The sequence below is a fragment of the Thalassotalea sp. LPB0316 genome (assembly GCF_014898095.1).
Taxonomy (GTDB): domain Bacteria; phylum Pseudomonadota; class Gammaproteobacteria; order Enterobacterales; family Alteromonadaceae; genus Thalassotalea_G.
Genome location: NZ_CP062946.1, coordinates 3,358,981 through 3,384,746, shown reverse-complemented (window position 1 = coordinate 3,384,746; position 25,766 = coordinate 3,358,981). Strand labels below are relative to the sequence as shown.

General features: G+C 41.2%; 25 protein-coding genes. 14 read left to right on the top strand and 11 right to left on the bottom strand.

Annotation, left to right across the window (positions count from 1 at the left end):
* Positions 1-44: 44 nt before the first annotated feature.
* Positions 45-875, top strand: coding sequence for a LysR family transcriptional regulator (locus LP316_RS15250; RefSeq protein ID WP_193021962.1), 831 nt, complete (start codon positions 45-47; stop codon positions 873-875).
* A gap of 38 nt (positions 876-913) precedes the next feature.
* Here LP316_RS15250 and LP316_RS15245 read toward each other — a convergent pair whose 3' ends face one another.
* Complete coding sequence (locus LP316_RS15245) at positions 914-1,714, bottom strand: substrate-binding periplasmic protein (RefSeq protein WP_193021961.1); 801 nt, start codon at positions 1,712-1,714, stop codon at positions 914-916.
* A gap of 84 nt (positions 1,715-1,798) precedes the next feature.
* Here LP316_RS15245 and LP316_RS15240 point away from each other — a divergent pair, with 84 nt between their 5' ends.
* Positions 1,799-2,404 (top strand): HutD family protein, encoded by a 606-nt coding sequence (locus LP316_RS15240; RefSeq protein ID WP_193021960.1) that lies wholly within the window; start codon positions 1,799-1,801, stop codon positions 2,402-2,404.
* Here LP316_RS15240 and LP316_RS15235 read toward each other — a convergent pair.
* Positions 2,401-3,333 carry a sodium-dependent bicarbonate transport family permease gene (locus tag LP316_RS15235; protein WP_193021959.1) on the bottom strand — a complete coding sequence of 311 codons (933 nt, stop codon included), beginning with the start codon at positions 3,331-3,333 and terminating at the stop codon, positions 2,401-2,403. The two genes, LP316_RS15240 and LP316_RS15235, sit on opposite strands and share 4 nt — an antisense overlap.
* A 3-nt stretch (positions 3,334-3,336) precedes the next feature.
* Complete coding sequence (locus LP316_RS15230) at positions 3,337-3,552, bottom strand: hypothetical protein (protein WP_193021958.1); 216 nt, start codon at positions 3,550-3,552, stop codon at positions 3,337-3,339.
* Between the two features lie 105 nt (positions 3,553-3,657).
* Between LP316_RS15230 and LP316_RS15225 the strand changes: the two genes are divergently transcribed.
* Positions 3,658-4,590, top strand: a complete 933-nt coding sequence (locus tag LP316_RS15225) for a LysR family transcriptional regulator (RefSeq protein ID WP_193021957.1) — start codon at positions 3,658-3,660, stop codon at positions 4,588-4,590.
* 28 nt (positions 4,591-4,618) lie between these two features.
* On the opposite strand, the gene LP316_RS15220 is transcribed toward LP316_RS15225, so the two are convergent.
* Together LP316_RS15220 and LP316_RS15215 are read right to left on the bottom strand one after the other, a co-directional pair.
* The gene (locus tag LP316_RS15220; RefSeq protein ID WP_193021956.1) at positions 4,619-6,667 is read right to left on the bottom strand and encodes a TonB-dependent receptor; all 2,049 of its coding nucleotides are present in this window, start codon (positions 6,665-6,667) and stop codon (positions 4,619-4,621) included.
* Positions 6,668-6,801: 134 nt separating this feature from the next.
* On the bottom strand, positions 6,802-8,382 hold the full coding sequence (locus LP316_RS15215) for an AbgT family transporter (protein ID WP_193021955.1): 1,581 nt from the start codon (positions 8,380-8,382) through the stop codon (positions 6,802-6,804).
* Between the two features lie 347 nt (positions 8,383-8,729).
* Between LP316_RS15215 and LP316_RS15210 the strand changes: the two genes are divergently transcribed.
* Positions 8,730-9,071 carry a zinc ribbon domain-containing protein YjdM gene (locus LP316_RS15210; protein WP_193021954.1) on the top strand — a complete coding sequence of 114 codons (342 nt, stop codon included), beginning with the start codon at positions 8,730-8,732 and terminating at the stop codon, positions 9,069-9,071.
* An 81-nt stretch (positions 9,072-9,152) separates the two neighbouring features.
* On the opposite strand, the gene LP316_RS15205 is transcribed toward LP316_RS15210, so the two are convergent.
* Positions 9,153-10,040 carry a LysR family transcriptional regulator gene (locus LP316_RS15205; protein WP_193021953.1) on the bottom strand — a complete coding sequence of 296 codons (888 nt, stop codon included), beginning with the start codon at positions 10,038-10,040 and terminating at the stop codon, positions 9,153-9,155.
* A 123-nt stretch (positions 10,041-10,163) separates the two neighbouring features.
* On the opposite strand from LP316_RS15205, the gene LP316_RS15200 reads away from it, so the two are divergent.
* Positions 10,164-10,655: a VOC family protein gene (locus tag LP316_RS15200; protein ID WP_193021952.1), complete on the top strand. Its 492-nt coding sequence runs from the start codon at positions 10,164-10,166 to the stop codon at positions 10,653-10,655.
* A gap of 207 nt (positions 10,656-10,862) precedes the next feature.
* On the opposite strand, the gene LP316_RS15195 is transcribed toward LP316_RS15200, so the two are convergent.
* Both LP316_RS15195 and LP316_RS15190 read right to left on the bottom strand, forming a co-directional pair.
* A complete protein-coding gene (locus LP316_RS15195) occupies positions 10,863-11,675 on the bottom strand; it encodes a DUF2145 domain-containing protein (RefSeq protein ID WP_193021951.1) in 813 nt (270 codons plus the stop codon).
* Complete coding sequence (locus tag LP316_RS15190; protein ID WP_193021950.1) at positions 11,675-12,010, bottom strand: hypothetical protein; 336 nt, start codon at positions 12,008-12,010, stop codon at positions 11,675-11,677. The genes LP316_RS15195 and LP316_RS15190 overlap by 1 nt, the downstream gene beginning before the upstream one ends.
* 116 nt (positions 12,011-12,126) lie before the next feature.
* On the opposite strand from LP316_RS15190, the gene LP316_RS15185 reads away from it, so the two are divergent.
* From LP316_RS15185 to LP316_RS15170, 4 genes are all read left to right on the top strand, one after another.
* On the top strand, positions 12,127-12,858 hold the full coding sequence (locus LP316_RS15185) for a helix-turn-helix domain-containing protein (protein ID WP_193021949.1): 732 nt from the start codon (positions 12,127-12,129) through the stop codon (positions 12,856-12,858).
* 62 nt (positions 12,859-12,920) lie between these two features.
* Positions 12,921-13,613 (top strand): response regulator transcription factor, encoded by a 693-nt coding sequence (locus LP316_RS15180; RefSeq protein WP_193021948.1) that lies wholly within the window; start codon positions 12,921-12,923, stop codon positions 13,611-13,613.
* Entirely contained in the window at positions 13,576-14,958 is a 1,383-nt protein-coding gene (locus LP316_RS15175; protein WP_226960758.1) for a hypothetical protein, read from the top strand. The genes LP316_RS15180 and LP316_RS15175 overlap by 38 nt, the downstream gene beginning before the upstream one ends.
* 80 nt (positions 14,959-15,038) lie before the next feature.
* Complete coding sequence (locus LP316_RS15170; protein ID WP_193021946.1) at positions 15,039-16,172, top strand: type 1 glutamine amidotransferase domain-containing protein; 1,134 nt, start codon at positions 15,039-15,041, stop codon at positions 16,170-16,172.
* 59 nt (positions 16,173-16,231) lie between these two features.
* On the opposite strand, the gene LP316_RS15165 is transcribed toward LP316_RS15170, so the two are convergent.
* On the bottom strand, positions 16,232-16,915 hold the full coding sequence (locus tag LP316_RS15165; RefSeq protein ID WP_193021945.1) for a cupin domain-containing protein: 684 nt from the start codon (positions 16,913-16,915) through the stop codon (positions 16,232-16,234).
* Positions 16,916-17,080: 165 nt separating this feature from the next.
* Here LP316_RS15165 and LP316_RS15160 point away from each other — a divergent pair, with 165 nt between their 5' ends.
* The 5 genes from LP316_RS15160 to LP316_RS15140 all read left to right on the top strand — a co-directional run bounded on the left by LP316_RS15160 (position 17,081) and on the right by LP316_RS15140 (position 22,945).
* Entirely contained in the window at positions 17,081-18,430 is a 1,350-nt protein-coding gene (locus tag LP316_RS15160; RefSeq protein WP_193021944.1) for a DASH family cryptochrome, read from the top strand.
* A gap of 3 nt (positions 18,431-18,433) precedes the next feature.
* Complete coding sequence (locus LP316_RS15155; RefSeq protein WP_193021943.1) at positions 18,434-19,927, top strand: cryptochrome/deoxyribodipyrimidine photo-lyase family protein; 1,494 nt, start codon at positions 18,434-18,436, stop codon at positions 19,925-19,927.
* Positions 19,924-20,067, top strand: coding sequence for a DUF2256 domain-containing protein (locus tag LP316_RS15150; RefSeq protein ID WP_193021942.1), 144 nt, complete (start codon positions 19,924-19,926; stop codon positions 20,065-20,067). The genes LP316_RS15155 and LP316_RS15150 overlap by 4 nt, the downstream gene beginning before the upstream one ends.
* Positions 20,054-21,646 (top strand): cryptochrome/photolyase family protein, encoded by a 1,593-nt coding sequence (locus LP316_RS15145; RefSeq protein ID WP_193021941.1) that lies wholly within the window; start codon positions 20,054-20,056, stop codon positions 21,644-21,646. The genes LP316_RS15150 and LP316_RS15145 overlap by 14 nt, the downstream gene beginning before the upstream one ends.
* Before the next feature lie 159 nt (positions 21,647-21,805).
* Positions 21,806-22,945: an AraC family transcriptional regulator gene (locus LP316_RS15140; protein WP_193021940.1), complete on the top strand. Its 1,140-nt coding sequence runs from the start codon at positions 21,806-21,808 to the stop codon at positions 22,943-22,945.
* 83 nt (positions 22,946-23,028) lie between these two features.
* On the opposite strand, the gene LP316_RS15135 is transcribed toward LP316_RS15140, so the two are convergent.
* Both LP316_RS15135 and LP316_RS15130 read right to left on the bottom strand, forming a co-directional pair.
* On the bottom strand, positions 23,029-23,754 hold the full coding sequence (locus tag LP316_RS15135) for a PEP-CTERM sorting domain-containing protein (RefSeq protein WP_193021939.1): 726 nt from the start codon (positions 23,752-23,754) through the stop codon (positions 23,029-23,031).
* 299 nt (positions 23,755-24,053) lie between these two features.
* Positions 24,054-25,748, bottom strand: coding sequence for a putative bifunctional diguanylate cyclase/phosphodiesterase (locus LP316_RS15130; RefSeq protein WP_193021938.1), 1,695 nt, complete (start codon positions 25,746-25,748; stop codon positions 24,054-24,056).
* Positions 25,749-25,766: the final 18 nt, after the last annotated feature.

The following is a 25,766-nucleotide window of genomic DNA, read 5'->3' as shown; positions in this document are numbered from 1 at the left end:
AAATAATCTTTAGATTATAGAGATGCTTAACATTGAGCTTTGCCATGGATATCAAAGTATTTAAAACCTTTATTGCCGTTGCTGAAAATCGCCATTTTGGCAAGGCAGCAGAACAGCTCTATATCACACAAGCAGCCGTTAGTGCGCGCATTAAACAATTAGAAGAGTTTTACAGCGCAACATTGTTTATTCGAGAGAAAAACAACTTAACGCTGACGCCAGCAGGTGAGGCGCTATTGCCTTATGCCGGCCTTATTATTGATCACGTAAGCCAATCTAAGGCTGCGATAGATGTAGCGATCAACCAAAAATCGAAGCTAAATATTGCCGCGACTCCTAATATTTGGGATGCGTACGTCTCGAAGCGGGTGTGTGAAATTGCCAATTTATTTGAAGGTATGTCAGTTGGTACCGAAATTTCTGTGCGTGAGGCGATTCAGCGAAAATTAGAAGACAAAAGCTTAGACTTTGCTTTTCTAACCGACCCAATTAAAGAGAACGAATTTCAAAATAACTTGATAGGTTACTTTGATATTTGCTTAGTGGGCAGTAGCAGCGGATTTTCAGAAAATGCAGACAATTATATTTACGTTGATTGGGGCTTAACATTTGCCAAAGAGCACGCCGTTCATCACAAAGTTTTTCCGTCGCATCGCACCTCAACAGCGACGATTGCCTTAGAATTAATTTTATCGCAAGGTGGTTTTGCTTATTTACCTGCTGAACTTGTTCAGCCTTATGTGGAAGAGGGAAGCCTTTGTTATATTGATAGTTCAGTGCAAATTAAGCGACCAATTTATCTCACTCATTTGGTTGCGAGTACATCCCAAGACGCACTATCTCATTTAACCAATTTATTGCGTGTAACTCAGTAAATACTGAGGTAATGAACATCACAGCCTACTCTTTAACTTTAAAGGCAGGCTTGCACTACTTTTGAAGTAGGCGAATAATCGTGGCTTATTTCCGGGATGTACTGATTTTTTAGCTTATCCAATGTTGTTGAGCGGGTGATGTTTTCAACCTCAGCTTGTAACTTAAGTGTTAATTGAGGGGGGACACTTTTATTTAACGCTAAATAGTTTCCACCTAGATTGTCGTCGTTCAATAAAAAAATAGGTATCACATCGTTAAAACTAAGGTTGAGTAACGAGAGGTGTTTGTTAATGGTATTAGCAGAAGCTAAAAACAAATCTAACTTCCCTGCTTTAAAGGCCTGCATATAGGCATATTTTTCATTAAAACTGATGTAGTTCTTACCATGCTTAAACCCCCAACTTTTTAGTATTTGCTCGTAGACATCATTGCGTGCTAGGCCGATAGTGTAGTTAAGCAGGTCGTCACGATGATTAACGACAATATCATCGCGTATTGCCACTTTATAAAAGCATGTTGGCATGTCAACTAGCGGGCCAACCCAGTTAAATTGTTGTTCTCTATCGGGTGTTCTAGAAGTTGAAACCACGCCGCTGTTGTTATGCTTCAAGGCATAGTTGTATGAGCGTTGCCAAGGGTAAAGTTGAAAAGTACAGTTTATATTGGCATTTTTGCAGGCCATTTTAATGATGTCGATATTTAAACCGACAACTTCATCACCTTGTTGAAAGCTATAAGGTGGGAAGGCTTCGGTAAAAATAGTTAACTCGTCCTGTGCGATTGTTTCGGCACCGGCAAGCAATAGAGCGACTACAACAAAACCTACTTTCAACAGCATGATGCGATTCGTATTCGAGACTTAGCTCAAAGTATAGTATAAATAGCGCCAACTATTATTGGCGTCAAAAGATGTGGTCGAAAAATGAGTAACGTAAATCCGATTGAAATTATCAGCCCTGATCAATTTCGCAAAATCCCTTGGAAAAATGGCAAGGGCGAAACCCTAGAGCTAGCAGTTAGCGAAGGTGGTGATGTTAATGGCTTTGAATGGCGCTTAAGTATCGCTAGCGTCACTGAAGATGGCGAATTTTCAGATTTCTCAGGCTATTGGCGCAACCTTGTGTTAATTGAAGGGCAGGGGATAGATTTAACCCACGACCTAGAGTATACCGACAATTTACGCGAGATACTTGAATTTACAACGTTTGATGGCGGCAGTAAAACCTGTGGTCAGCTCGTTGATGGGCCAATCAAAGATTTTAATATCATGACTAAGCAAGGGGCGTATATTCCTCAGGTGTCTACGTTTCATCAACTTGACTCACTATTACTAGATGAAAGTGTCTTGAACTTTATCTACGCGTTAGATAACGGAGAGCTCGCTTTACACTTGGGCGACTTTCAACAAGATGTGCCTGTTGGTCATTTGGTGCAAATCAACCCATATGAAGAGGGTGATGAAGAGCTAGGGATAGCGGTGGCGGGTAAAAACTTAATCGTTATTAGCTTTTACCCGCCACAAGACTAGGCAGCTAAATACTGACCTAAGGTAATAAAAAAGGGCACACCAATTAACACGTTAAATGGAAAGGTGACGCCTAAAGATGCGGTAATCGACATACCTGCATTCGCTTCTGGCAAGCTTTCTTTCATCGCAGCAGGCACTGCGATGTAAGAAGAGCTCGCACCTAGTACCGCCATTAGCGCAATACCGCCACCACTTAGCGACATAAGTAAAGCTAAGCCAGTGCCTAAAAAGCCGCCTATTAACGGCATTAATATCGCAAAGCTAACGAGAAACAAGCTATTTTGTTTGAGCGCGGATAATTGGTGGCCGGCAATTAACCCCATTTTCAATAAAAACAACGCAAGCACGCCTGAGAATAGATCAATAAACATGGGGGAAATCTTTTCGACACTGGCACCGCCAAAATAACCGATCACTAAACTGCCCAACATCAATAAAATACTTTGGTTGGCCACCAGTTCTTTTTTGATAAATGCGGCGTTTATTATCTTGAGGCTACCTTTAGCTAAAATGAGTCCAACAACAATCGCGGGCATTTCTAACAGCACAACAAATAGCGGGAAATACGCTTCATAACTCACGTTAGTGGCTTCAAGTAGTGCTACCGCAACGGCATAAGTAGCAACACTGACGGAGCCATAATGGGCAGCTATCGCACCCGCATTGATGTTATCAAGCCGGCCAAAATATCTCAGTAAGGGAAAGGCAATAAGCGGTAAAAATAAACCAAAACCGACGACTGCAAGCGACATCCCAATGAGCGCAGGATCAATGTGATCTTGCAATGCTAATCCGCCTTTGAGGCCAATGGCTATCATCAAGAACATACTTAACGTTTTATACAGCCCTTCAGGAAAGGCGAGTTTTGCCCCGAGTAATTGACAAATAATGCCTAAGATAAAAAATGCGATAACAGCGTCAATTATCATGGCTTATTTGTCCTTAGCTAAACGGTTTGTAGCGTTTGTTATCGATTGATTACGCATACTCACCGTTGAGCTAATGAAGCTAAAGGCAACATAACTAGCAAGTAGAATAGCGAGCACTGCAAAGCCTGATGCTTGGTGGCCAATCTTAATGCCAATCAGATAACAAATCGCTAGGGCTAAACTGGTGATGAGTGACAGGAAAACAACTCTAGTATTCATAAAAACCTCGCAGTAGTAGATAACGGCGAGCATTTTACATTTTGCTAGTTTTAGATAAAAATAGATATTAATTAACTTTTGGATAGATAAAAATCTAACTAAATAATGGCTTCGAGATTACACGCACATATTGGTACCTTTCGTCAGCTTGAGATCTTACTTGCAGTCTATGAAACCGGCAGCATTAAAGCCGCTTCAGAGAAGTTGTTTTTAACTCAGCCAACGATTTCCATGCAACTTAAAAAGCTCACTGAAGCGATTGGTTTACCGATTTACCAACAAATTGGTCGCAAGTTGAAGTTCACCGATGCGGGGATTGTCACGGCACAAACGGCTAAACAAATTTTACAAAGCTGTGAGAACTTAGATATGCAGTTATCTAATTTAAAGGGGTTGAGTTCAGGTACTTTACGCATAGCTAGTGCGACGACCGCTAAATATTTTATTCCGCATCTTTTAGGGCCTTTTTGTCAGCGCTACCCCGGTATCGACATTCAGTTTACGGTAGCAAATAGGCAAACCGTGATTGAGCGCTTTGAACAATCACTTGATGACTTTTACGTATTTAGTTATGTGCCAGAGCACCTCGATTTACAAGCCACCGAATTTATGCCAAATGATTTAGTGGCAATAGCAAAAGCAGGGCACCCATTAACCCAAGAGCAAAGCGTTTCGCTTGAGCGCTTTTGCCAAGAAGATTTCTTAATTCGCGAACAAGGCTCGGGCACGCGCTATTCAACCGAGTCATTTTTCAGGCAACAAGGCTGTCAGCCGAATATCAAAATGACGATAGCCAGTAATGAAGCGATCATTCACTCTGTATTATCTGGGCTTGGGGTGTCCATTTTATCAGCCCATACGTTGGCATTTGGTGAAATATACGGGGTCGAAGTGTTAACTGTTGAAGGGCTGCCAATACAATCAAACTGGTCTTTTTCATGGGCGAAAAATCAACAGCTATCACCGATTGCTAAGGTGTTTCTCGACTATGTTGAACACGAGGGCAAAGAAATGATGCACAAAGCGCTGGCACTTTGATCTCAATAGCAGCCCATACTTTCAGTGTTTAAAAGTTATAGCGCATCGATAGCTTTAAGTTTCTCGGTAAGCCGGGGAAATATCGCTCTTGGGTAAAACTCGTGTAATTGGCGCGCTCGGCGTAGTATTTATCAAACAAGTTATCCAGGTTAACAAATACTTGCAGCTCATCGGCTAAGTCAAATTGCGCGCGCAGATGCAGCAAAAAATGACCGTCGTAACTGGCACTATTTTCTGGATTTAAGTAATACTCGCCAACATATTGTCCCTGTATTGCCACTTGATAATTTGTGCTTTGATAACTAACGCCAAGGTTTGACAACCAACGCGGCGCATTAGCAATATCGTTACCGATGATCGTTTGTTGGCTTAAATTGGGGTTGTTTTCATAGGTGTGACGGCTATAAGAAACATTACCGTTTAATTGCCAATGAGTTAACCATTGCGTGTTAAAAGCCGCTTCTATGCCTCGGTGGCTGGTTTCACCATCACTAATGTAAAAGAAGTCGTTGTCGCGCAAAATGACATTCGATTTATCATACCAATAGGCTTCAAGCTCTATTTGGCTATTACCAAGTGTTTGGCGATAACCCATGTCAAAAGCTAGCAGCTCCTCAGGTGATAAATCAGAGACCGATTGCTCGCGTTGTAAGCGATAGAGCTCGGTGGTTTGTGGTGCGCGAAAGCCATGGCTTAGGTTAATATAAGTTGAGGTATTAGCATTTACTTGATAGATAGCGCCGAGCTTGGGTGAGAACATGGTAAAGCGATCGTCGCGACTTTCTGGGCGATTAAAACGACAACCACCAAAGCCACAAGGGTTGCCAATTTCGTCAACGCGACCACTGTTCATTTGATTTTGATAATCGTAATGAATGGTTTCAAGGCGTGCGCCTGCGCTCAATAACCATTGACTCGACAGCTGATATTGCACTTGACCAAATCCAGCAAATGTCAGCGCGTCAACCTCATAATCATAGTGCTTACCATTGGGGATAGTCGCTTGTAAAAATGCGCTGCCTTGGGTTGGTGAAAATTGCTGCTCTAGCAGTGAAATACTGGCAAATTCGCCGTCAATACCTAGATCGACACGAGTGTTTTCGTTCTCTATTAGCCGATATTGGCTTTGCAATCCAACGCTATAATGACGGTTTTTTTCAACCGGTTTACCTGGTACGAAGTGTTGCAAAAACGCCATTTGTGAGTATCTAGCGTAAGGTGATACCACAAGGTTTTGATCAAATTGATAACGCTGTGAAATGCGAATTGCACTGGCGTCGCGATAAGCTTCAGGGTTTGGGTTTGACCGGCGAACTTCCTCATCTTTGTAACTATCTTTGCCAACGATATAGCCGGCGGTTTCTTGATTTAAGTTGGTTGCCGTTAAAAAGCTCGTGAGCTCAAAATGCTGTGCTTGATATTGATGGGCTAACGACACCTTTTGTTGATCAAAGCCCGAATCATCGCGATAGCCACCACTATGACTTAACGAAGAAGACAATGCTAAGTTTTCGCTGTTCGCAAGAAAAGACAGTTGCTGATAATCCCATTGACCAAACGTAGCTTTGACAAAAGGCTGACGAGAAAACGAAGCTGGCGCAACAATATTGATGCTACCGTGCAAGCCATTACTGCCGTAAAACGCAGAGCTCGGCCCTTTTAACACTTCAATTGATTCAGCCAATTCATAGTGGCTTTCGAATAATTCATTGACATTGCAAAAGCCGGTTGGCCGAAGTGCAATGCCATTTTCTAACGTTAAGAAGCTACCACATGCACCTGCGCCACTGAGCACAGGCGAGCGAATCGCCAGTAACATTTCCTGGCCTGAGTTTCGATCGATATTGACACCAGTCGTTTGATTTAACACTTGTTGGATATGATCGACTTGGCTTTGCTCTATGGTGTTTTGAGAAATCAGGGCAATAGCTCGGCTCACTTCATTTAATGGTTGAATATCGCGAGTGTTCGTAACGGTGATCGTTTCAATACTGTTTTCTTGCGCTGCACTCAACGGTGACAGCAAACATAGTCCGAATACCGTGGCTAAAGCTGTAGATTTCTTGGGTGTCGACATAGTGCTAAATAGAGGTTATCGAGTTGTTGTTATGTTGTTATTGCCTGATTGTACGTCAGTGAAGAAAATTTAGCTCAGATTTCGTCTCAACTAAAAAGCCACCTTGCGGTGGCTTTCTTAATCAACAAAACTGATTACGGCGTGTAGTACAGCGGCGAGTCTGGTCCTACTGGCATACCTAAAGCAAATACCCAGATGTAAAATAGCGCTACCCAACCCACAAAGAAGGTGATGCTATACGGCAACATGGTGGCGACTAACGTGCCAATACCCATATTCTTTTTGTACTTGCTAGCAACGGCTAATATCAGACCAAAATAACTCATCATTGGCGTGATCAAGTTAGTCACTGAATCACCAATACGATAGGCCGCTTGAATGGTTTCTGGCGCATAGCCAATTAACATCAACATCGGCACGAATATTGGCGCAGTTGCCGCCCATTGCGCAGACGATGAACCCAAACTAAGGTTAATAACAGCACACATAAAAATAAATAGGACAAAGACTTCCGGCCCAGTTAAACCTAGGGTTTGCAGTAGTTGAGCACCGTTAATGGCGACGATAGTGCCGAGGTTAGTCCACTTGAAAAACGCGACGAATTGCGAAGCAAAGAACACCAAGACGATATATAAACTCAATGAGCTCATGCTTTTGCTCATAGCGTTGATCACATCAACGTCATTTTTCATCGTGCCGACCACCTTACCGTAAACAAAGCCAGGAATGGCGAAGACAATAAAGATAATCACGACTATTCCCTTTAAGAAAGGAGAGCCCGTAACTTTACCAGTTTCAGGATGACGCAAAATGCCGTCTGCCGGCACTATCGTTAAAGCAAGTAATGCCGCTAACACTAAAAAGCTAACACCTGCCCATTTTAATCCTTTTACTTCAAGTGGACTTAAGTGCTCAATATTGGAAACTAACGGCTCGCTGGCTTCATCTTCGTTGTATTTACCTAAGCGAGGTTCAACTACTTTTTCGGTAATAAAGGTGCCTAAACCGGCAATTAAAAAGGTTGAGATGATCATAAAATACCAATTAGCCTCAGGACTTACCGTGTATGTAGGATCAATTAATTGTGCTGCCTCGCCAGTGATACCTGATAATAGCGGGTCAATTGTGCCGAGTAATAAGTTAGCGCTATAACCACCTGAAACACCCGCAAATGCTGCTGCTAAACCGGCAAGCGGATGACGCCCTAAACTGTGAAAAATCATCGCGGCAAGCGGAATTAACACAACATAACCTAGTTCTGATGCGGTATTTGATAAAATCGCGGCAAATACCACCATAAAGGTCACTAAGCGCTCCGATGCGCCCATGACCATGCCTCTCAAGGCTGCTGACAGCATCCCCGAGTGTTCAGCAACACTGACGCCTAACAAGGCAACTAGTACAGTGCCTAATGGTGCAAAGCCAGTGAAGTTAGTCACTAAACCTGAAAATATTTTTTGCAGACCTTCCGCGCTCAATAAACTGACCACTTCAATGACACCGTCAGGGTCTCGTCCGGCAGAGCCAATCGGGCGAGGATCGATCGCACTCAAACCAAAGTAGTCTGCAACACCACTAAATACGATGATAAATAAACAAAACATCGCAAATAGCGTGATAGGGTGGGGTAGTAGGTTACCTAAAAACTCAACCGTCGATAAAAAACGGTTAAACCAGCCATTTTTATTGATTGGCTGTTCAATAGTTGAACTCATAAAAAATTACGCCTTTGTTTATTGAACAGATGCGTTTCTGTTTCTCATTTTGAGGTTGTTTGTAGGTATACTCCGCATTGAGTATTCAAGCACAGATTTAGTTTTAACCGTGTTCAATACCAAGCTTTTGTTGTTGTTTTTGGGTAGTACACCAAATAATTGCCGATAAACAGTACCATTTTATCTAGCTTTGGTGCAATTTTACCTATGTTGACTGCTGTAAAATCAATCAATTGGTTAGTAAATTATTGTACTGGCTAGTTTATTGTTTAATTTTTACTTTGCTATCTAGGGTTTCATTGGGTTTATTGATAGAATAGCCGTAATTTTTATAAGGTATTTAAACTATGAGCGAAGCTATCCCAAATTGTCCAAAATGTGACTCTGAGTACGTTTATCAAGACCAAGCATTATTTATTTGCCCAGAGTGTGGCCATGAGTGGAATCCAACAGAAGCTGCTGAAGAAGACCTAATTGAAGTGAAAGACTTCAATGGTGCAATTTTGGCTGAAGGTGACAAAGTGACCGTAATTAAAGACTTAAAAATCAAAGGTAGCTCACAAGTGATTAAAATCGGTACCAAAGCTGTTGTTCGCCGAATCTTTGATAAGAAAGATCACGAGTTAGATTGTAAAGTTGACGGTGTTGGTGAAATGATGGTGACGGCAAAATTTGTCAAAAAGGCGTAATCGTTTTTTCTTAAAATAGAGCAGGCATCGCCTGCTTTTTTTGTCGATGTCTTTTGATAAAAGGGAACGAGCGCACCTTGGCTAATTCCATACTGCTTTGATCAGTGAGTTCAATACCTGATATCGAGCAGGTAATTCCCTGTTTTTTCTGCGCACCAAGTACAAGGTTTCCATTACCGGCTTATTGGCTTTCAATATTTGTATAAGTTCTGGGCTGTGAAAACTTTCTAAGACACTTTTGGGGATTACGGTGAACCCAATACCATGTGCTAAAGGCTCCAAAATTTGGCCAATTTGATTGACGGAACCAATAACGGGGATTTTGCTAATATCTAGGCGTTTTAACGCTTGTTCTTCAGATTGCTTAAAGTACAACGACAGATAGTGCTCGGCATCGGGATGCGAAATTAACCCGAGCTCAGAAAGCATTGTCTTCCAATCTTTATTGCTGTTGGCGCTGATTGACGATAGTAAACAAAGCTCTTCGCAGCCAAGCTCTTCAAAATCATAGAAGCTTTCGTTAGGGATGTCTGTCACTATCCCCTGATCGATAAGACCATGTTTAATGTCGCTCAAAATTTGCTGAGTTGGCGCTGCTTTTAGATTGATGTGAATGTTTGGGTGTTGACGTTGAAGTTTCAATAACTTTGGATACAGTAATAATGCTACCGAGCCAGAACATGCCATCGTGCACTTACCTGAATAAGGATCGTCAAAGTTTAATTGATCAAAGAGCTTTTGTTCATCTTTGATTAACGTTTTCGCGTATTGATACACTAAGCGACCTTGCTCTGTGATGGTAAAGGATTTCTTATCTCTTTTGATTAACGCATGGCCACAGGCTTCTTCAAGTTTATTGATGTGCTGACTAACACCTGGTTGGGTCATGTGCAGCTTTTCTGCAGATTTTGTAAAGTGACCCGTATCAATAAGCGTCAAATATGTTTCTAACCAGATTGGATTAAGCATAGTTTATTTTGATAAATATAAATTATGAATTTAATAATATTTAATAATTTTATTTAATCAAATCTTCTTCCTATAATTTCCTCATCAACTAGATTGACTAGTTAGCAATATGAGGATCAAGTTATGAAAATGAATCATGTGGGTATCATGGTTGGCGATATGAACAAAGCGGTTGAGTTTTACACAAAAGCGCTCGGTCTGAGAATCGTCATGAACAATACTAAAGTCATCGAAGAGCGTGAATCGGCTATTGGACGCATGTGCATTGCGGTATTTGGTGAAGGTTTCAAAGGTTTTAATATCGCTCACTTAGTCACAACCGATGGTATCGGTGTGGAGCTTTTTGAAATGGTTGATCGTGAAGAGCGCCATAACGTTGACTTCTCTCGTCTTGGTATCTTTCATTTTTGTTTACAGTTACCAAAAGAGCAGTTTGATACGGCGATTAAGCGTGTTGAAGAGTATGGCGGCAAAGTTCGTATGGATATTCATCGCTATCACCCAGAGGATGAATTAAAACAGGCACAAATGGTTTATCTCGAAGATCCGTTTGGCAACCTGTTTGAGTTCTACTCGCACTCATATGAAGATACATACGCTTCTGATTATGAATAGGTATTAGCAACAGAATATTGTCTATTCGTGACTGTATTATGGCTGGGCGAAAATCGCATTATGCTCGAGCAATCGAGTATCTCACTTAGGCGTCGCAACTGCTGTGTCATACCCGAGTAGTCAGTATCCCAACGAGAAATATGAGATCCCCGCTAAGCTAGGCGGGGAATCTCAAGTAATAGTAATGTAGCTACTAACTTTTTGTACTTATAAAAGTTGAGAAACTTCGCCTTCAGGAGTTAAAACAACAGCCTCACTTAACAGCTCATTTTCTTGTAAATATCCGCCAATACTTGTAAATGTCGTCGTATAAATTTTACGACCGTGATCACTTGTTGAAACGTCATCGACAAAGATATTGCCTAGCATTAGCTTGACAGGGTTCACTTTAATACGCTGTGGCTTAAAGTGCGCTTTTGTATTAGCTTTTAATTGTGTAACGTCTGTTGTTTGATAAATACTGGCATTGACGATATTCAACGTATGTTCAGTACAGTTTTGAAACTCATTATTGAATGGGTTGGCAATAACTGAATAGTTTTCGTTGTGCAATAAACTGTCTTTACCTTCAGCGATTAATGCAATAATTCTCTCTTGCAGTGCTGGTGCCGGTATTATAATGCCAGCTTTTAAGGCATCGACTCCCCAAAAGAAATCAACGGGGTAATCGATTATCAGTTCACTTTTATCTAATTGACCTTCCTTTTGATAAAGGTTGTGAACAGCATAACCTTTGACTATTTCTCCAGTGTCTAGCTCTATTGATGAGTAGATTGCAATTGCTGTGTGAGTGAATTTAATACCTTTGGGTAATTCACTTTCCGGCCGTCCAACTCTACCAATAATAAAAGCTCTTGCTCCTTTATTAGCCGCATAACGTTCTACTTGTTTGGCAAACTTTTCAACTGACTCAACTGAGTGCTTTATTTCACTCGTTTGAGCACTACCAGCAAAAGCTGGTAGTGCAATGGTCATTGAAATAGCAATTAGGGCATTGATCAATTTTTTTAATTTACCCATTATAAATTTTCCTGTTTGCTAGCCTTCATTACTTGTTTAGGTGAAGGTGCCGCAGTGACCGTTTTTTCAGTAATTTCTAGCGGTTCAGCTTTTACTGCTTGTTCCATTAAAGCAGTGCCAGCGCTCGTTGAGGCTTGGCCAACAGATCCAACAACCAATAGTGGTGTTGCAACAACTGCACTTCCGATTTTTGCACTAGCAGCAGTACCATGTGAGGCAGCTAGCGCTGAGTGTTTACTCGCTGCGCTTGCATTATCTGAAGCACCGCTTTCTGCGTTCGAATACAAACTGGTTGTAGCAAGTAAGATTGCAAGTAACTTATTCATTTGTTTCATTTTTTGATTCCTTCATGTTGTTGAAACATAATTGATTATGACTGTGGAATTGAATAAATCAACTCTTGTGGTTATTGTATTGAATAAATAACTACTTGGTATAGGATTGTAATACTTTGAGCCAATTAGATCGTGTTGTAGCAACGTTAAAAGCACAGTTAAAGCAACGGCAAATGACTTATAATCAGCTCGCCAGTGAACTCAATATGAGTGAAGCCAATATAAAAAGGATGTTTTCTCAGAAACAATTTTCCCTCGCGCGTTTAGAGGAAATCTGTACGGTTTTATCTTTGACTATGTCGGACTTATTTTTATTAATAGAGCATCAAACTGAAAAGTTATCTTCGTTAACGGCCGAACAGGAGCAAGAGTTAATTGATAATCCCAAGCTGTTTTTGGTTGCTGCCTGTGTAAGAGATGGTTGGTCTTTTGATGAAATAATACAGTATTACCAAGTTGAACAACTTGAGTGTGTGCAACTGTTGGCTAAACTCGATCGACTAAAAATGATCCAGTTGTTACCGGATAACCAATATAAAGTTTTAATCGCCCAAGATTTTCATTGGTTGCCTAATGGTCCGCTAGAGCAGTTTATGGAAAAAGAAGGATTAACGCGTTTTATGGAGTCTAGTTTTGTCGGTGACAATAGCTTTAGATTCTATATGCGAGGCACCTACACCCAAAGTACTATTGATCTCATACAACGAAAGCTAAATCAGTTGAAAAAAGACGTAGCACAGCTTAATCAGGAAGATGCCAAGTTGCCATTGAGTAATAGACAGCATATCGGTTTATTATTTGCCATGCGCCCTTGGGAGTTACCAATATTTAAAGCGCTACGAAGGTGATCGAACAAGCGTTTAGCAGTTGCTCAGGAATGATTATGAAGCAAAAAGGTGAGATATCATAAATGGAACATAACCACCATTCGGTATTAGTTGTTGAGGATAACCCAGATATCGCAAGCCAGTTGTGCGACTTTCTCGCAGAAAAGGGATTTGTTGTCGATTATGCAAAGTCAGGAAGACTCGCAATAGCATTGGCATTAGAGAATAACTTTGATGTCATCATTCTTGATTTATCGCTACCGGATATCGATGGTATTGCGGTTTGTGAACATATTAAACAGTCCTGCTCCCCAGTACCACCAATATTAATGTTAACCGCTAGAGATAGTATTGAACATAAAGTTGAAGGGTTTGGTGTTGGCGCCGATGACTATTTAACAAAACCTTTTTTACTGGAAGAGGTCTATTTGCGATGTATTGCACTGACTCGCCGTCATAGGCTTCACCAGTTAAAGGTAATCAATGTTGGCGAGTTATCGATCAATGTGAGCACCAATGAAGTTACCCGCAACAATCAAGCCATTAAGCTATCAAGTACCGACTTCAAAATCTTATGCATACTCGCTGAAGCTTTTCCAAATGCCGTTAGTAAACGGTATCTGGTGGATAAAATTTGGGGTGAAGATGCACCTGAAACCGACGCTGTGAGAAGTCATATGTATACCTTGAGGAGCGCAGTCGATAAACCTTTTACCTATGGCATGATAAAAACGGTTCATGGCATTGGTTTTAGACTCGATATACCTGAGCTATAGTATGGCGAATATCTTTAAATTATCTAGTTCTCGACTATCGTCTTCGATTACCAAATTGGTACTCGGACTGACCCTTTCATTGACATTGATATACAGTTGTTTACTTTTGGCCTACTCGTGGTTGATAGAAGATAATGTCTTTAATCGATTAGTTGATGAGCAAGTTAAACTCGTCAAACAACAATATCAGTCGACAGGGAAAGTGGCTTTACCTCATTCGCAAATGTTTCAGTTACACCGAGGCAGCGCTGAACTTCCAGAAGAAATTTCGTTGGCTTTAATAGAAGAACCTGAGCGAGTTGAATTTACCATCTCGAGTGGTAAAACCTTTCACCTTGCCCGTTTTAATATCGAGAAAGAAGAATACATCTTGCTGGCGGATGTTGGCAGTATTGAAGTCAGCCCCGACTATTTTCAATATGTTGTCAGATGGCTTATTGCCTTAAGTTTTTTTTCTTGTCTGATTGTCGCGTTGGTGGCTTGGCGAATGGGTCGACGCATTTCACAACCCATTGAGCAATTGGCTTCCGCAGTTAAAACCGTGAATAGTGATAACCTGTACCAATTAAATGAAGTCGTTCAGCAAATGCCGAATAATGAACTCGGTACATTAGCAAAATCGATAGAATTAAGTTTCACGATGCTCAATCAAGCCTTAGCACGAGAAGTACATTTTACCAAAGATATTAGCCATGAAATTCGAACGCCAATAAGTATCTTGCAAAATGCCCTGAGTAAGAAACAGCTTAACAGTGAAGCAGAGCTTAAGCTAAATGATCGGCAAGACTATGCCATTGGCTTTTCACCGTTATCAGTTAAACAAATGGAAACTGCAACCGAGGCTTTATCACAAACAACGCATGTTTTGTTGGCGCTAGCTAGGAATGAGTCGTCATCGGCAAAGTCATTGTCATTGAATAAATTGATAGAGCAGAGTGTGCTCAGTCATTTCGAGTTAAATCACACTAAAAAAGGGCAAAGCTTGTGCTTTGATATTCATTTGCCAAATAATGATGTGATGATTATCGCCAATCAAAATTTGCTGGAAATATTAATAAATAATTTGATCAGCAATGTTATCGCTCATGCGACCAGTCCAGAGATCATACTATCATTAGATAACCATACACTTACATTGGTCAATCAGTACAACAATCCTCTACCAACCGGTTATCAAGCCAGTGGTGTTAAAAGGGAAGGGAGTATTGGTATTGGACAAGGATTAAGTTTAATCAAACGCATTTGTGAGGCTTGTTGTTGGCATATGAGTACTCACTATAGCGAAGCTCAACAACAGTTTACTGTCACCATAGACTTTGTCGATATGTCGCCTCAACGGGTGTAACTTACCCATGTGTTAAGTGTCTTCACGAAATCACGACATTGTCATGAATAAAATGTCTCTTTTTAAACAGGAGACATGTGATGAAACCCATCCTAACGTTAATTTTTTTCACTTTATTGGTGCTGGCTGTACCGGTTAGAGCAAGTTCAGCGGCAGAAACTAAGGTAATCACGAAAAACCAAAAAGTAGCCATGTTGATTTCGGGATACGGCAGTGTCGATCCAGAACTATCTTATGATTTGGAAGAGTTAGTGCAAAGCTATCTTATTTTTCATCGCAATGGGGTTAGTATTGATATAGTGAGCCCTAGCGGAGGGAAAGTATTAGTAAAGAACAATAAAGATGACCTACCTGCTATCAAATTTTTTAAACAGCAAACCTCAGGATTAAGTCAACTCCAAAATACACTATCTGCGACGCAAGCTAGTGCCAATCAATATGATGCGTTATTTATCGTTGGTGGTGATGGTGCGGTGATGGATTTACCGTTTGATACCAATACCAAGCAATGGATTACCCGTTTTGCCCAGTCAAACATGCCAATTGCCGCCGTATGCCATGGTCCAGCCGCTTTGATTGATATCAAATTAGCAGACGGTCGTTATTATGTGGCTGGTAAGCGCGTAAATAGTTTTACACTGATTGAAGATAAGGCGTTTAAAAAAGAAAATATCGAAAAATACAAAGTTATTGCTCAAACTGAACTCGAGAACAGGGGAGCACATTTTATCGCTAATAGTCCGATGTTGCCTTTTATCACGCGTGATGGCAACTTAATTACCGCTCAAAATCCGATGTCGGTAGCAAAAGCTGCAGAAGCACTGTTGGTTCAAATGGGAATTACCCCCGCTAAACGCGAGTTGTTCAAAGATGAGGCAACCATGGAGCTTATTGCCAAAGCTAAATCCATGGGGATGTCTCATATAGATTTAGCTTTGACTCAACAGCCAGAAGCCTATGACATGATGTACTTAGCTTTATATGGACTGTATGCATATGACTTAGCACAAACCGATGTTGATAAAGCAAAAGAATTAACGCTAATGGAAAAAATTGGTGAGTATTTTAAACATCCAAAATACGCGGAACACATGATTACTACGTATGTTAAAACCCGTGATCTAGATCGTGCCCGATATTATTACAATAAAGCTAAAAATGATTTTCCCGACTTTACACTTCCTGAATCGTTAATAGCGACGCTAGCGCCATAACTAGTCGACACTAGCGGTGCTCAGATCGCAAAGGTAATGCTAGCCAACAAGTTGAATGGTCAAATTTGTCCATAAGGATCAAATGGCAAATGCCCCGTTTTAACCCAGATAGTTGTTGGCTCATCAACAAACGGGTGATGTTGGCTAAGGTGCGGGCTTCTTAGCCAAGTACCTGTGGGGTATGAACCATGCTCATCTTTAAACTCACCACTTAACACCAGTATTTCTTCACCGCCGAAATGGCGGTGGGGTTGAAATTTTTCACCGGCTGGCCATTTTACCAAGGCAACGTGCTCACCTTGATGTTCGTGCAATGGCATCACGGCTAAACCACCTTGTCCGGGTAGCCACTTGGCACTGTTGGTATCAATACGCACTTGTGCTTTATCGTCAGGCTGAAATTGATGTAGCTTAACGAATAAAGTACAGCCTTGATTTGAAAACGGCGCATGACTAAATCCCTCGGGATTTCTAATGTAACTACCGGCGCCATAATCACCAGTGTGATCTGAAAACACGCCATCTAGTACCAGTATTTCTTCTCCTAAAGGGTGTGGGTGCTCTGAAAACCTTGCGCCTGCTTCGTATCTAACGATACTCGTAGCGTGGCCTTGTTCTGCGTTTTCACGTGCTAGGGGTTTTCGCCACACACCTTTCATGGGGCTTGGTTGCCAAGCAACATGGTTAGTGTCGATAACGATGCGTTGGCTAAAATCGAGGTTAAATTTTTTCGGTGTCTTCATTGATTATCACTGTGTGTCTCATCTGACATTAGAGGGTAAATATTACTTGTTGTACGAAAAGTTTAAAGCACTAGATTAATTCAACTATTTATACTGCTAAGTTAAGTGAACTAATGGCTAGTTAACACCGTAATTGATTAGGTGTTTTAAAGCAGAGAATCGTTTATGAGCCAAGGCATTTACTGTTTCACCCAAGATTTACGTCTTGAAGATAATGCCGCGTTAAATCAACTATCGATTGAATGTGACCGCATTGCTTTTGTTTATATCATTAACCCCAATTGGTTCAGACCACTCAATTATCAGCAACGTGAAATAGGCGAGCACCGCTGGCGCTTTATTTGTCAGTCGTTGCAGGCACTTGCGAGTAACTTATCGCTCTATGGCCATAAACTTCACGTGGTCTATGGTGAGCCTCACATCGCGCTAGCGCCGTTGATTGAAGCATTTAATCTATCACACATCGGTGTTGCAAATAGCGTTGGCTTGAATGAACGCAGGGCTTGGCGAGCTGTTGATGCGCTCAAACAGGTGCGTGTTGTTAGCGCATGGCAATCAACTTTACTACAAGCTGAGCAGTTACCAACAGCAGACAACAGCTTTGTCAGCTTTACTCATTTTAGAAAAGCCGTCGAACAGCCAGAGATTACAATAGATCCGCCGTTGAGTTTTTCTGGTGAAAATTTACCAAGATCACTAACGCTCAATTTGCCTGAATTTGATTTTAAACGCGAACTGGCACTTGGCGTGAAATCACATCCTGTTAGCGAAAAGCAAGTGCCATTTGCTGGTGGAGAGTTACCGGCTAGCCGTCATTTAAGAAGCTATTTTTCAAGCCAGGCGCCATTGAGCTATAAACAAACCCGCAATGCCTTAGATGAGTGGTCGTCATCAACTAAACTCAGCCCCTATTTGAGCCAAGGTAATTTGTCTGCCCGACAAGTTTGGCAACAAAAACAGCGCTATGAAGCGCAATTCGGCGCCAATGAATCCACTTACTGGATCGGTTTTGAACTGCTGTGGCGTGAATATTTTCAATGGTTAGCACTAAGGCAAGGTAGCAAATTATTTACCTTTAAAGGCAACGCGAAAAAAGCACCGTTAACTACCTTTTCGCCAGAGCGATTTATCAAGTGGCAGCAGGGCACAACACCATGTGCCTTGGTGAATGCCTGCATGAATCAATTGCGTGAAACGGGCTATATGTCTAATAGAGGTCGGCAAATTGTTGCAAGTTATCTCGTTAATGAGCTTGCACTAGATTGGCGCTATGGCGCGGCTTATTTTCAAGCGCAATTGATTGATTATGACGTTGCAGCGAATTGGGGCAATTGGCAATATATCGCTGGCGTTGGTGTTGACCCAAGAGGTGGCCGACACTTCAGTATAGAAAAACAGCAACAACGCTACGATCCTAATCAAGACTTTATTCACCGTTGGCAAGGCGAGCAGGGCGCGACTAACTTAGATAGTGTTGATGCCGCCGACTGGCCAGTCGCACTGGCGGAAGGTTAGTCGATGGCAATAAGTGTTGTTTGGCTAAAGCGCGATTTAAGGTTATCAGATCATCCGCCACTAGAAGCGGCTATTGACGCTGGCTCGCCTGTGCTGTTGTTCTACTGCTTTGAAGATCTATTGCTTGATGATCCTCACCACGATACTCGTCATTGGCGTTTTGTCGCTCAGTCACTCGAAGATATGAAAGCCAGAGTGCCTTATTCAGCAATGTGTATCAGCCAAGGTGATGTCTTAACTGAACTTACACGCATTGATCAGATATATGGTATTTCAGCACTGTTTTCACATCAAGAAATCGGCTTAAATCGCACTTTTGAGCGAGACTTACAGGTGAAACAGTGGTGCGACAATCACGGTGTCAAATGGCGAGAGTTTGCTTATGCCGCTGTGATTCGGGCACTAAAGCACAGAAACGATTGGGATAAGCACTGGCAACAAGTCATGCGTGCGCCAATTAACAGCATCGATATTATGCGGGTCAATTGGCTCAATGACGACAAATTAGTTGAGGTCTTTCCGCAAGCCGATTTAAGTCAATGGCACACTAAAGATGAAGATAATTTTCAACGAGGCGGAGAAGCTCAGGCTTGGCATACCTTATCTTCATTCTTTGAGCATCGCGGCCAGTCTTACTATTACTCCTTGTCTAGCCCGAGTGCCAGCCAAGCGCATTGTTCGAGATTATCACCGTATTTAGCTTGGGGTAACATTAGTTTGCGCCAGAGCTATCAGTATTTATTGCGCTATTGGCACAAGCCGGGCTGGCGTCGCTCATTGGTTGCATTGAGTTCGCGATTGCACTGGCACTGCCATTTTATCCAAAAATTTGAAAGTGAATCGAGGATGGAGTTTGAGGCGGTTAATCGCGGTTATCACGGTTTACCTCGAGCGACAGGAGAGCTAGCTAACATTCGGCTAAACGCATGGAAGTCAGGCAAGACGGGCTATCCAATGGTGGATGCATGTATGCGTTGTTTACAGGCAACGGGTTACATAAATTTTAGGATGAGAGCTATGCTAGTGAGCTTTTTATGTCACCATTTAGCGATTGACTGGCGATTGGGCGTTAGCCATTTAGCTCGGCTATTTTTGGATTTTGAACCGGGTATTCACTATAGCCAATTCCAAATGCAAGCGGGTGTAACGGGTATTAATACCATTCGCATATACAATCCTGTTAAGCAAGGCTTAGATAAAGATCCAGACGGGCGCTTTATTCGTCAGTGGCTACCTGAGCTTGAACAAATCCCCGCGCCACTTATTCACACCCCATGGCAGTTATCAGCAATGGAACAAATGATGTACGGCCTTGAGCTCGGTAAAGACTATCCTGAGCCAATCGTTGACATTGCACTATCTTACAAAGAAGCACAGACGCTATTGTGGCGCTGGCGTAATACCCTGCCTGTTAAAAAAGAGGCGCAGCGGATATTGGCGCGCCATGTGAGTGCCAAACATAGCACCAGGAAAAAACGGACACCCAACGCCATATGAAAAAATCCCAATTACCTGAAAAGTTATGCCCAGTGTGCCAACGGCCATTTCGTTGGCGAAAAAAGTGGCGGCTAAACTGGCACAATGTCAAATATTGCTCAAAGGCCTGCGCAGGAAATAGCAAACATGCAGCACATTAGTAAAGTCGACTATCAGCACTATCAAAAGCTCAGGCTTGTGCTTGGCGATCAGTTAAACGCTGGGCATTCGTGGTTTAAAGAACACGACCAAGCGACCTTATATGTGATTGCCGAGTTAAAACAAGAAACCGATTATGCCAAACATCACGTGCAAAAAGTTTCGGCGTTTTTTCTCGCCATGGCGCATTTTGCCAAGGCGTTAAGCCAAGCTGGTCATCAGATACTATACCTGAGTCTTGATCAAACTCAGTCGTTTGCTGACTTACCCGATCTGCTAACAAACTTGTGTCAACAATATCAGATTCGCGAATTTAGTTATCAGCTACCCGATGAATATCGTTTGAGAGTACAACTTGAAGCGTTTGCACAAACACTCGATATTGACACGAAAAGCGTTGAAACAGAGCATTTTTACTTAGATGAAAAAAGCCTAGCGAAGCAGTTTAAAAAAGCGAAACATCATCGCATGGAAGCCTTTTACCGGCGGATGAGAACAACATTTGCGCTATTAATGGATGGTGATGAGCCATTGGGCGGGCAGTGGAATTTTGATGCGCAAAATCGGCAAAAACTAAAACCTACAGATATTGATAATATTCCTAGCCCCTTATTATTTGCCAATGACGTCAGTGATATTTTATTGCGTCTAGCTCGGCATCATGTAAAAACCATCGGTGAATCGACCGAGCAACTGTTGTGGCCGGTTAACCGCCAGCAAGCTGTCGAACTACTCAAGTATTTTTGCCAACATTGTTTGCCTAATTTCGGCCGCTTTCAAGATGCCATGACCTGTCAGCAAGATTTACTTGCCACGCAAAATACTTGGAGCCTATATCACTCGCGGTTATCGTTTGCGCTAAACAGTAAAATGATCAGCCCTAAACTAGTGGTTGATACCGCACTTGAATACTACTATAGCCAGCCCGATGTGATTAGCCTTGCGCAAATCGAGGGTTTTGTTCGGCAAATTGTCGGTTGGCGAGAATTTATTCGCGGTATTTATTGGGCAAATATGCCTGATTACGCCGCGTTAAATACCCTTGAGGCTAAACGAGAATTGCCACAGTGGTTTTGGACGGGCGATACCAAAATGCATTGTCAGCATCAGGCCATTAAGCAGTCCCTCGATTATGCCTATGCTCATCATATTCAGCGCTTGATGGTGACAGGTAATTTTTGTTTGCTAGCGGGCATTGAGCCAGATGAAGTGGATGCCTGGTATTTAGGGATTTATATCGACGCCATCGAGTGGGTTGAAATGCCGAATACGCGAGGTATGAGCCAGTTTGCTGATGGCGGTATTGTTGGTTCAAAAGCCTATGCTGCTAGCGGTAATTATATCAACAAAATGAGTGATTATTGCGGAAGTTGTCACTACCAAGTAAAAGAGCTAACAAGCGCTAATGCTTGCCCGTTAAATTCACTTTATTGGCGTTTTATGGCTTCGCATGAAGACAAGTTTAAATCGAACCCTCGCAATCGTATGGTTTATGCCAATTGGTATAAAAAATCGGATGAGCAGCGCGAGCAAGTACTTACCAAGGCAGAGGAGTATTTAGCTAAAATCGAACAGCTTTAATTGGTAATGTGTTTGTCTTAGTTAAAATTGATGTTATATAAAAGCACAACCAAATAAATTTACTGCACAGGTGATTGAAAATATCTGTTAAATTCAATAACCTGAATTCAGGTAGTGCAGCTATCAAATGCGTTTGCGATAAAGGAGTATTTTGCAAAAATGAGGACGTTGAGTGAGCAAGTAACTAAGTGTTTGTTGGCGGTAGAGCTACCAGCAGCGCTTACGCTAGAGCACTGCGCAAAGATACTTAATATGAGCTCTACCACCTTTAGGCGTAAACTTGCGAGTGAAGGTACGAGTTATAAAGCGATTCAGACTAAATTTCTCAATGCGCTTTGCGTTGAATCTCTGATATTAAATAATGTAAAAATAGACGAATTAGCCACTAGACTTGGCTACTCAGAACGTGCCACCTTTGAAAGAGCTTTTAAGCAAAAATTTGGCATTACACCCTCACAATACCGCAGTTTGGCAACAACATCTCAATCTCAAGAGCAGCTAGCTTCTTTTAGCCAAGTAATTGAAACATTACCACCTATGCCGCAAAGTTGCGTTGAGTTAATCAAGTATAGATCGAATGACAATATTGATTTGGATAAGGTTGTTGCAATCGTAGCTGGTGATCCTGTTTTTTCTGGTAGAGTTATTGGCCAAGCTAGTAAAGCTATTTATGGAAAAACGCCACTTGACCTGCGGGAGGCTATCAGCCGAAACTTAGGCATTGATACTGTGATCAATATTGCCGTGTTATTCGGGGTAAGTGATGCTTTGCATGATGTTGTCGATAAACGATTATTGTCAACATATCATCGCTCCTTTTCACTGACTATTGGCTGTTTAAAGTGGTTTAAACGCGAAGGTTTGTTTAATGGAGAAGTGGAAATGGCGATAAACCAGCAAGTGCTTATGTTTGGTTTGATCGGTATTTTCTTGTTAAATCATCGCGATATACCCAAGGCTAGTTACGTGATTCCAGCGGTTCAAGGTATTGATGAGTTGTCTATTTTAAACCGACAGTTAAAACAAGTATGTGGTGTTGGTATTTTTGGTGCATCTGCTTTGATGTTGTCTCAATGGCATATAGATACAAAGGTTGTGAAATGGCTTTTGGCGTTGGATAAGTTAAAGTTCAAAGCAGGCAACTTGATGGGCAACAAACAAGCCTGTTTATTTCACTTTATGCTGGACTGTATCTATCGGTGTGCGACAGGGCATCAGTTTAATGACGATCTTTACATGCAAGCCAAAGTTTTTGGTGTTAAAAACCTTGATGAGTTGAAAGCGATTTTTGACCAATAACTTTTGACCAATAACTTTTGACCAATAACTTTTGACCAATAATTACGGGATTGTTTACACTCAATCCCGTTAACGTGATCAATTTAAGCTGTTTTTCTTTTTACAAGCAGCATACCTGCAGGAAATAGTAATAATAGTAATGTTGAAGGCTCAGGTACTTGTGCAACTTGAACTAAAGAAACATTATCAATTAGACCACCCAGTGTATTTTGACTACCAACAGCTGCAAAACTCAAATTCATTGAACTTTCTAACGCTTCAAATGTGATTGTTTCAAGTTGCCAAGCGGTTTGTGTATTTCGTGTACCGTCAGACGTGTGTTGAGCTTGAATACCATCGTTAAATAGCGTATTCGAACCATACCAATAAACATTAATCCCATTATCGTCGATGTTATTGGTTCTCGGTTTATAGTAATAATCAAGTTGATACATTTGACCAACGATCAGTGAATCTACTGTTTGTGTCATCATTGAGTTAGATTGACCAACTTTGTGTGAATCTAATTCAACGTGTTGTGAGCCATCTTGAGACTTAGTGACGATATTTTTTTGAATTTCTATACCGTTGCCACCTGAGGTAAACCAGCCCGGCAAGGTCATAAATACATCCCAACCTTTATTCTTGTTTGCAAAGGCTGCTAAATCAGTGCCGAATACATTACCTTTTGATGACGTGTTGTCGTCAAAGACTACTTGCTCAAAACTACCATTAACGATCAGCGATGCGCTGGCATAATGTGCGGTAAAAAACAGAAAGCTTGCTAAAGATAATTTCATTAACCACATAGACATAAGTTTATTTTTCAATTGCTACTCTTATTGCATATGTTAATTAAATGTTTATAAACAAAATATGGCTAAAGTGTCCAAATTACAGAAACACCAACTTGGCAAATCTAGCTTTAAATTGATAGAAAAAGTGGTTTAATTAAGTGCGTAGGTAAGACTATATCTAAGGTTAGTTTACTAAGGTTGGCCGTTTTAATGTCGAGCCGATAAGAGAGTTGGCCCGTCTAACTCTCTTGTTGTATCGGATTTCTAATATAGGCCTATAACCCAAATGGTGACGTTTACAATGCACAGATGCACTATAAACGTCGCTAAGTTTAACCAAAGGTACCTTCGCATTGAGCAGGTTGTTGTGCGTTAACCAAGTTAATGAATTCATGCATCTCAACCGCTTTACTGAAGTAATAACCTTGAATAATAAAGGTATCTAGCTCTGATAACACATCTACTTGCTCTTGATACTCAACACCTTCAACAACAATAGCTTTGTTTAATACGTTGGCTATTTGTAATATTGCTTTTAACACCTTTTTATCTTGTTCTTTGGTGTGAATATGGTCGACAAATTGTTTATCGATTTTTAACTTGTCGATAGGTAGGTTGAGTAAGCGCGCTAATGACGAGTATCCCGTACCAAAGTCGTCGATTGCGGTTGTAATACCAAGTTGCTTTAATTCTGTTAAATAGTCAACAAAGGCTTGGTTGTGTTGAGCGGTAACGCCTTCGGTTACCTCTATTTCGAAATCACTGCCGGTGATTTGGTATTGCTCCATAAGCCTTTTTAAAAGTGAAATTGAAATTAGATTGTCTGAGACGTTAATGCTTATCTTAGGCAGTATTTGACCGCGTTTACGAGCACTTTGGATATCAATAAAAACCTGCTCAATAACATACAAGTCGATATCTTTTATTAATTGATATTCTTGGGCAACGGGTAAAAAAAGTGCTGGCGAGACAAAACCATCGCCATGTTTCCAACGAATCAGTGCTTCGGCAGCGACCACCGTCTTTAGCTGGGTATCAAATTGAGGCTGATAAAATATTTCGAAGCTTTTCGTGATAAGTGCTCTTCTAATATCTTGAGCCAGTGCAAACTCAGTGTAATTGTCTTGATCCATTAGACTGTTACTAACTGAGGGTAATTGTCGTTGCTTGATCTGTTTTTGCAGCGATTTCTCGGTTTTATCGAACAACTCGCTAATCGTATCTGCATCATTTGGGAAATGGCTGTGACCGATATTAATAAAAGGAATAATGTCAGTTTCTTTCGTTTTTATCGTTTGTTCTAATTGCTTGGTAAGACTATTAATAACACTTTGTAATTTTTTACGGTCGTTAACAAAAGGAATTGCCACGGTAAACTTGTCACCGCCAGTGCGCGCCACGAAATACTTAACGTGTTGAGTTTGCGTAATACGCTGAGCAATGGTTTTAACCACTTGATCACCACAGTCGTGACCAAACGTTATATTGACTTTAGGTAAATGATTTAACTTGATTTTCAGTAGGGTAAACGGCTGATTTTGTAACACTAGCTTATCGAGTGCTAATGATAGTCGTTTTTTGTTGGGCAAAGCCGTTAGATTGTCGTAATTGTCGAGAAACTCACGTTTTCGCTCTATCGCTAACTCTTGCGAACAATCTTTAAAGGTTGCAACGAACAGCTTTTTATTATTGATGTCATTGAAGACTTTAATTTCTTGATGTTCGTAGAATAGACTTCCATCTTTTTTTCGGTTCCATAAATAGCCGCTCCACATTCCTTCGTTTAACAGTGAACGCCACATCTCTTGATAAAAACTTTCATTTTGTAGACCCGATTTGAGCAAGGCCGGTGTTTTACCAAAAACATCACTTTCAGTGTAGCCGGTTAGTTTAGTAAACGTTTTGTTGACGTATAAGACTTTAGCGAATTCGTCGGTTATTAATATGGCGTCTTTACTTCCTTCGACAATTGCTAATGGCACATTGCTAAGACACAAAGATTTTTCAGCAGACATAAGTGTGTTCATAACCTACCCCTCTTAAAG